The sequence below is a fragment of the Pseudomonas sp. KCJK9058 genome (assembly GCF_046230975.1).
GTDB classification, from domain to species: domain Bacteria; phylum Pseudomonadota; class Gammaproteobacteria; order Pseudomonadales; family Pseudomonadaceae; genus Aquipseudomonas; species Aquipseudomonas alloputida.
This window is the reverse complement of record NZ_JBJJLR010000092.1, coordinates 1-7,006: the sequence shown is the minus strand read 5'-3', so window position 1 is coordinate 7,006 and position 7,006 is coordinate 1. Positions and strand designations below refer to the sequence as shown.

5 protein-coding genes are annotated in these 7,006 nt (G+C 62.9%); 4 read left to right on the top strand and 1 reads right to left on the bottom strand.

The window, feature by feature from the left end; genetic code table 11:
• Nucleotides 1-132: 132 nt before the first annotated feature.
• On the bottom strand, nt 133-1,365 hold the full coding sequence (gene lysA, locus ACK59Z_RS25625) for a diaminopimelate decarboxylase (RefSeq protein ID WP_019752142.1): 1,233 nt from the start codon (nt 1,363-1,365) through the stop codon (nt 133-135).
• Nucleotides 1,366-1,488: 123 nt separating this feature from the next.
• Between lysA and ACK59Z_RS25620 the strand changes: the two genes are divergently transcribed.
• The 4 genes from ACK59Z_RS25620 to ACK59Z_RS25605 all read left to right on the top strand — a co-directional run bounded on the left by ACK59Z_RS25620 (nt 1,489) and on the right by ACK59Z_RS25605 (nt 6,684).
• Complete coding sequence (locus ACK59Z_RS25620; RefSeq protein ID WP_003248628.1) at nt 1,489-2,394, top strand: LysR family transcriptional regulator; 906 nt, start codon at nt 1,489-1,491, stop codon at nt 2,392-2,394.
• Nucleotides 2,395-2,645: 251 nt separating this feature from the next.
• On the top strand, nt 2,646-3,146 hold the full coding sequence (locus tag ACK59Z_RS25615) for a sigma-70 family RNA polymerase sigma factor (RefSeq protein ID WP_012053194.1): 501 nt from the start codon (nt 2,646-2,648) through the stop codon (nt 3,144-3,146).
• Nucleotides 3,147-3,151: 5 nt separating this feature from the next.
• Nucleotides 3,152-4,087 (top strand): FecR domain-containing protein, encoded by a 936-nt coding sequence (locus ACK59Z_RS25610; RefSeq protein ID WP_409293963.1) that lies wholly within the window; start codon nt 3,152-3,154, stop codon nt 4,085-4,087.
• 110 nt (nt 4,088-4,197) lie between these two features.
• Nucleotides 4,198-6,684: a TonB-dependent receptor gene (locus ACK59Z_RS25605; RefSeq protein WP_014859057.1), complete on the top strand. Its 2,487-nt coding sequence runs from the start codon at nt 4,198-4,200 to the stop codon at nt 6,682-6,684.
• Nucleotides 6,685-7,006: the final 322 nt, after the last annotated feature.

The window sequence follows — 7,006 nt, the reverse complement described above, 5'->3', positions numbered from 1 at the left end:
CCTTGCGTTGCGATTGGGCCGCAAAGCGGCCCGGGTTTCGGCATCACGGCTACATTTGTGGGGCTGCTGTGCAGCCCTATCGCGACGCAAGGCCGCTCCCACAAAGAGTCGTGCAGGCTTGCAGGGCAGTGGTTAGAACCCGGCCTCCAGGCTCAGCAGGTCCTGCACCGTCTGGCGCCGGCGGATCATCCGCAGGGCACCGTTCTCGATCAGGAACTCCGGCAGCAGCGGCCGGCTGTTGTAGTTCGACGACATCGACGCGCCATAGGCCCCGGCATCGTGGATCACCAGCAGGTCGCCCACCTGTGCCTGAGGCAGGTCCTGCGGGGTCAGCGCCTGGTCATCCTGAGTGAACACGTCACCCGATTCACACAACGGCCCGGCCACCACGGTCGGCTGGCGCGGGCGATCTACTGCCTGGCCATCGGCATCGAGCAGGGTCATGCCGTGGTAGGCGCCGTACATCGCCGGGCGCATCAGGTCGTTGAAGCCGGCATCGATCATGACGAAGGTATTGCGCCCCACCTGTTTCACGGCACGGACTTCGGCCACCAAGTAGCCCGACTCCGCCACCAGGAAGCGCCCGGGTTCGATCTCCATGCGCACCGGGTGGCCGAGCATCGCTTCGATCTCCTTGCGCGCCACCGCCCAGGTCTGCGCATAACGCTGCAGGTCGACCGGTTTGTCGGTGCTGCGGTAAGGCGTGGAAAGCCCGCCGCCGATGGAGAACGCCTCGATGTCCACGCCCAGGCGGCCGATCAGCTCGATCATCGAGCGGGCCACCTGTTCCAGGTGCTGGTAGTCCACCCCGGAACCAATGTGCATGTGCACGCCCACCAGGTGCAGGCCATGGGCCTTGATGCACGCCAGCGCCTCGTCCAGCTCTTCGTGCCAGATGCCATGCTTGCTGTTTTCGCCGCCGGTATTGGTCTTGCGGCTGTGGCCATGGCCGAAGCCCGGGTTGATGCGGATCCACACGCGGTGGCCGGGCGAGCGTTCACCCAGTTGGCGCAGCATGTCAATGGAGCCGGCATTGACTTCGATCTTTGACGCCACCACGCGCTCCAGGGTGGGCCGGTCCAGCGCGTCGCAGGTCAGCACCACGCCGGCAGGGTCACCGTCCACGCTCGCACCCGCAGCGAAGGCCCGCTCCATTTCACCCAGCGACACGGCGTCCAGCACCAGGCCATGGGCGCGCATCAGGCGTAGCACATGCAGGTTGGGGTTGGCTTTCTGGGCGAAGCGCACGGTGTCGAATACGTTCAACTGCTCGACACGCTCGGCGATGGTGCTGGCGTCGTACGCCCAAAGCGGCGAGCCGTGCTGGCGAACCGCCTCGGCCAGAAGGGTGAAGGGTGCGGTCATGGTGGCGTTACTCGTATAAGGAAGGCCACGAGGATGAATCAAAGCGGGAATTCAGAAAAATAGCTTTTTTTCTGCCGGTCATTCATATCTGATATGCCCATTGTCGACTCACCGGGTGCTGCCGTGAAACTGTCCGTCCGCCACATCGAAGTGTTCCGCGCCATCATGGCCGCTGGCAGTGTCACGGGTGCGGCGCGCTTGCTGTTCACCTCGCAGCCCACCGTCAGCCGCGAACTGGCGCGGCTGGAGCAGGTGACTGGCCTGAATCTGTTCGAGCGCGAGGGCGGGCGCCTGGTGGCGACGGCCCAGGCGCTGCTGTTGATCGAAGAGGTCGAGCGCGCCTACGTCGGGCTGGAGCGGATCGATCGCTTTGCCCAGGCCATCCGAAACTTCGAGCAGGGCCGGCTGGCCATCACCTGCCTGCCGCTGTTCTCGCAAACCTTGTTGCCCAAGGCTTGCCAGCGCTTTCACCAGCAGCACAGCGGCGTGAGCGTGAGCATTCTGGCGCAGGAGTCGCCTTTGCTGGAGGAGTCACTGGTTGCCCAGCAGCATGACCTTGGCCTGACTGAAGTCGAACAGATACCGCGCGGCGCGTATGGTGAATTGCTGTTCAGTGCCAACATGGTGTGCGTGTTGCCCGAGCATCACCCGCTGCAGGTGAAGGCTGAACTGGAGCTGAGTGATTTCCATGAGGTCGATTTCATCAACCTGGCCAGCCTGGATACCTACCGCCAGCGCTTGGATCAGCACTTTCGTGCGGCCGGGGTTAACCGACGCACGGTCATCGAGACCACCAGTGCCGCTTCGGTGTGCGCCATGGTCAGGCAAGGCCTGGGGGTGGCGATCATCAACCCACTGAGCGGGCTGGAGGCGGCGCAAGGCGGGTTGCCGATCCGCAGGTTACGGGTTTCGGTGCCCTATCAGGTGATGCTGATACGCCCGGACCATCGGCCGGCATCGGCAGCGGTGGAGCCGTTTTGCGAGGCGTTGCGGGTGCAGGCCGAAGAGATGCAGCAGGCGCTGGCCTGATCATTGTGGGGGCGGCCTTGCGTCGCGATGGGGCCGCAAAGCGGCCCCAGCAATCTATGCATGATGCCGAGATCCTGGGGCCGCTGCGCGGCCCTATCGCGACGCAAGGCCGCTCCCACAGGGATCGCGCCAGCTTTTAGAAATTGAGCAAGACAGTTGCTCCCACAGGGTGTGTGCTCGCGGTCCTTGCAATAAGCCCCGCCTCTCGCGACAATGCGATCAATTCCCATTAATATTGCGGTCTTGACGCCATGGCAACGCTCGATCCCCAGGCCCTGCACCAGCTGTACAGCGAAAACAACAGCTGGCTGAAGGGCTGGCTGCGCGCCCGCCTGGGCAACGCCGCCGACGCTTCCGACCTGGCGCACGACACGTTCTTGCGGGTAATGACCGCGCGTAACCCGTTGCCGATCCGTGAGCCGCGCAGCTACCTCAGCGCTATCGCCCGCGCCCTTCTGATAGACAAAGCTCGCCGTCGCATCATCGAAAAAGCTTACCTGCAAGCGCTGGCCCTGCGTCCGGAACCGGTAGAGGTGTCTCCGGAGGTGCGCTTGTCCATCATAGAGATGCTGGTGGCCGTGGACAGCCTGCTCGACGAACTCGGCGCCAAGACCCGCGCCATCTTCCTTGCCGTTCAACTCGAAGGCCTGACCTACGGCGCTGCGGCCGAGCGCTTCGGCGTGTCGATCACCACCGTGAAGAATCACCTGATCAAGGCCATGACTCGCTGCCTGCTGGCAGTCGAAGGCTGACGCCCATGGATCTCAAGACACTCGAAGCCGCTGCCACCTGGTATGTTCAGCTCAACGACGGCGCCAATAGCGAGGCCCGCACCCAGGCCTGGCGACAGTGGCTGCAGGCCAGCCCCCTGCACGCAGCCGCCTGGGCGCGGGTAGAAAAGCTGCAGCAGCAATGGGCCATGGTGCCGCCGCAGGCGGCGCTGTCCGGCCTTGGCGCGGCCCAGGCGCAGCGGCGTGACGTGCTGAAAGTGCTGGGCCTGCTGATGGCCATGGGGGGCGGCAGCTGGCTGGCGGCCGAGCAGGTGCCCTATCGTGCCTTGCTGGCCCAGCACAGTACCCGCAGCGGCGAGCGCCGCGCCCTGCACCTGGAGGATGGTTCACAGCTGGAACTGAACGTGGATACCGCGCTGGATGTGCGCTACGCCACAAAGGTGAGGGCGATTCATCTGTATCAGGGGGAAATTCTGGTGCGTCCGGTCAGCGATCGTCAGCAGCGCCCGTTTATCGTGCACACCGATGACGGCAGCGTACTGGCCCGCAGTACCGCGTTCAGCGTCCGCAAACTGGCGCAGGAGACCCGCGTGGGTGTGCTTGAGGCCAGCGTCGAAGTTCGCCCCCTGCGCCACCCTGATCGAGTGCTGCAACTGCACGCTGGCCAGCAAGTGAGTTTTGATCAGGATGTCGTCCTCGACGCCCATGCCCTCCCCGCCGATTCCACGGCCTGGTTGCAAGGCATGCTCAGCGTGAACGACTGGCGCCTTGGCGATTTCCTCGAAGAACTGGGGCGCTATCGTCCAGGTGTGCTGCGCTGTGCCTCGTCGATCCAGGCCATGAGCATTTCCGGTGCGTTCCGCATTGACGACACCGATATCGCCCTGGCCAACCTGCCGAAAACCTTGCCCGTGAAAGTGCGCTTCTTAAGCCGCTACTGGGTGAGTGTGGAGCCCGCCTGAGCAACTGCGGAAAAACTTTCGCCGCAATCTTGCTGATTTCTATTCTCGTCCGTCCCTGACACAAGCCGCGACGACAGCGACTTTCTGCCATGACTCGGAAGGACCACGAAATGCCACACCTGCACCCTACCCCAGCAACCAAGCTCAGCCAGGCCGTCCGCCTGGTGCTGTTCGGCATGTCCCTGGCCAGCGCGCCCGGCCTGTTGCTGATGCCTGCCCAGGCAATGGCCCAAAGCCAGGCCACCTACCATGTCCCCGCTGGCTCACTGGGCAACGCCATCACCCAGTTTGGCGTACAGGCGGGTGTGACCATTTCGTTCGACACCGCACAGACGCGCAACCTCGACAGCGCGGGCCTAGAAGGCAGCTTCAGTGTCGAGGAAGGTCTGGCTCGGCTGCTGGGCAACAGTGGCCTGCAGGCGCAGCGTCAGGGTAATGGTGGCTATGTGCTGGTCGCTGCGCAAAACGGCTCGGCCATGGAACTGGCGCCGATGAACATCGACGCCAACCGCCTGGATGCGACCAGCGAAGGCACCCAGTCCTACGCCGCCCGTGCCATCACCATCGGCAAGGGCGTACACACGCTGAAAGAAACCCCGCAGTCGGTCACCGTGATGACCCGCAAGATGCTCGACGACCAGAACCTCAACACACTGGAGCAGGTACTGGACAAGACCCCGGGCATCACCGTGTATGACTCGCCCATGGGCGGCAAGTATTTCTATTCCCGTGGTTTCAACCTGGATGGCCAGTACCAGTACGACGGCGTGCCCTTGGACGTGGGCGGCAACTACGTGCAGGCCAACAGCTTTTCCAGTGACATGGCGTTCTATGACCGCGTCGAGGTGCTTAAAGGTGCGGCCGGCATGATGAAAGGCTCTGGCTCCTCCGCCGGGGGCGTCAACTTCGTGCGCAAACGGGGGCAGGAAAAAGCCGCCACCACCGTCACCCTGTCAGCCGGCAGCTGGGACAACTACCGCGGGCAAGTGGACGTGGGCGGCCCGCTGAACGCGTCGGGCACCGTGCGGGGGCGCGCCGTGGCGACGCTGCAGGACCGCCAGTACTTCTATGACACGGCCAAGCGCCAGGACCAGATACTGTACGGCGCCATCGACTGGGACGTCACGGCCGACACCACCGTGGGCGCTGGCCTGGCTTACGAGGATGTCGATGCCACCCCTTGCTACGCCGGCCTGCCACGCTACGCCGATGGCAGTGACCTGAAGCTGTCGCGCTCCACCTGCCTGGGGGCCAGCTGGAACGACATGCAAAGCCAGCGTATTACCGGCTTTGCCGACCTCAAGCACCGCTTCAACGATGACTGGACCCTGAACTTCGCCTCGATCTACACCCACAACACCCAGGACATCGAATACGCTTATTCCGAAGGCACGGTACCCGTCGGCGCCAGCACCGCCAGCATGAACGTCCGGGCCGGCCGTTTCGACTACGACCAGGACGACTACGGCTTCGATAGCTATGTCGATGGCAAGTTCGAGGCGTTCGGCCTGCAGCACGAGCTGATCATGGGTGTCAACGCCAGCCGACAGAAAACCCATGATTACTTCGCGCTGATGCTGCTGGACGGCAAGCAGGACCCGTTCAACCCATCCGCGAACTTCACACACCCGTCCAAGGCCGATTACCTGGTCAACCCGAGCCGCGGTGGCAGTGTGCCAACCGATACCACTACCACCCAGTACGGCACTTACGCCAACCTGCGCCTGAAACTGGCAGAGCCACTGACCTTGGTGCTGGGCGCGCGGGTCAGCTGGTACCGTAACAAGAGCGACTCCTATACCCAGTTCTACGATTACTGGGTGCATAATCGCAGCCAGGAAAACGGTCAGGTCACGCCGTTTGCCGCCGTGCTGTACGACCTGAACGAGCAGTGGACCGCCTATGCCAGCTACGCCGACATCTTCCAGCCACAGAGCGACAAGGTGAATGCCGAGCGGCAGGCGTTACAGCCAAAGACCGGCGCCAACTATGAAGTCGGCATCAAGGGCGAGCTGCTCGACGGCGCGTTGAACACCTCCTTCAACCTGTTCCGCACTGTCGAGAATCACCGCGCAGAAACGGACTACGTCGATACCTGCCCCTCAGGCGACGGGTATTGCTACAACGACAGCGGCAAGGTACGCGCACAGGGGTTCGAAGCCGAGATCAGCGGCTCGCCGATCGAGCGGTTGCAGCTGTTGGCGGGCTACACCTACACCCAGACGAAGTACCTGAGTACCATCGAAGACACTGACCCGACCGAACTGACCTTCACCTCCAGCTTCATCCCACGGCACATGCTCAAGGTATGGGGTGACTACCAGCTGGGCGGTGCTCTGGAGCGCTGGACCCTCGGCGCAGGCCTGAACAGCCAGAGCGAGAACTTCCGTACCACCGGCACTACCCGTGTCGAGCAGGCGGGCTACACCGTGTGGAACGGCCGTGTGCAGTACCGCCTCGACCCGAACTGGACTGTCGCGCTCAACGGCAACAACCTGTTCGACAAGAAGTACTACGCCACCATCGGCGCGCCGGCGTGGGGCAACTTCTATGGTGAACCGCGCAATTTCATGGTGACATTGCAAGGGGCGTTCTGAAGTACTTTCCGGGGAACGATCGGGCCGCTTTGCGGCCCTGTCTGGATGCGGACCGTATTTAAAATAGCGACCAGGGTGGCGCCTCCACCCAGTAACGATGGGCCTGCCCCCTGACAGCGGACGGGTTGACGTGAAAGGCGATGAAAACCCTGGTAACGTCAACGATACCGCTTAATCAGAAATTTCCTACGCACCTATCGGAAGCGCAATGCTCCTTTGAGAAGTGATTCCTCGCTAGTGTCCAGCCTCGGGTCGAATGCAACGCTTGCATGCATTTGATGATCATCCCTGCTCGCTGGAGCTATACATGGACTCGTTGAAA